Origin of the sequence: Bartonella rattaustraliani AUST/NH4 (assembly GCF_000312565.1) — a bacterium.
GTDB classification, from domain to species: Bacteria; Pseudomonadota; Alphaproteobacteria; order Rhizobiales; family Rhizobiaceae; genus Bartonella; species Bartonella rattaustraliani.
Window position 1 is genome coordinate 1 of the sequence record NZ_CALW02000108.1, and the last position, 736, is coordinate 736.

1 pseudogene is annotated in these 736 nt (G+C 31.1%); it reads left to right on the plus strand.

Annotated elements, in window-relative coordinates:
• Positions 1-189: pseudogene (locus tag BN67_RS14605) on the plus strand (hypothetical protein); the annotation flags it as partial.
• Positions 190-736: the final 547 nt, after the last annotated feature.

Consider the following 736-nt stretch of genomic DNA (forward strand, 5'->3'; position numbering starts at 1 on the left):
AATGGTTTTACTGCACGAGATGTTTCGAAGCGCCATTGGAAGCTTTTAAAGGACAATGAAACCATTCAACAAACTTTAGAGCTTTTATGCCGTTGTAACTATCTTCGTGAAATTTATGAAGAGAAAAACCAAAAAGGCGGTCGTCCTACAAAACGCTATGAATGGCACCCTTTGGTGAAAAGTCAGTGAACCACACAATAAAAAAACCTTTATTTAGAGTTTTGGAGGGTTTTGTCGGTTTTGTCAGATCATTCTAGTGATTATATTATTTTTTTAAAATGAGAAAAAAATTAAAAACGTTATATTTCAAGTAGTTAGTATTTTAAAGATACAATCATATTGATAGAACAAGCTATAAATACAACTAATAAGATACATATCAAGAGGTTTTGTCGGGGTTTTGTCAAGTTTTTTACCGACAAAACCCTATCATTTTGAGTTCATGATAAAACGTTTCAAAAATACATATTTGATGTTTAACGCCTCGCTTAATACTCCCATAAAATGATGAATTCATAAAACGACTAGTAAATTTCACTCTTTTACTGATCTCATTCCGTATCATGGGCTGTGGATAAACAACCTTTTAAAACCACTTTTGAAAAAAAATTTACCGATTTTGCAGAAATTTCACCTCATCTGACACTCGATATTTATCCGAAATGTATTTATTAAACTTCATTTTGATTCTTCTGAAGAGAATTAATCAATAGAATATATTGTTATGGAGTCTGGT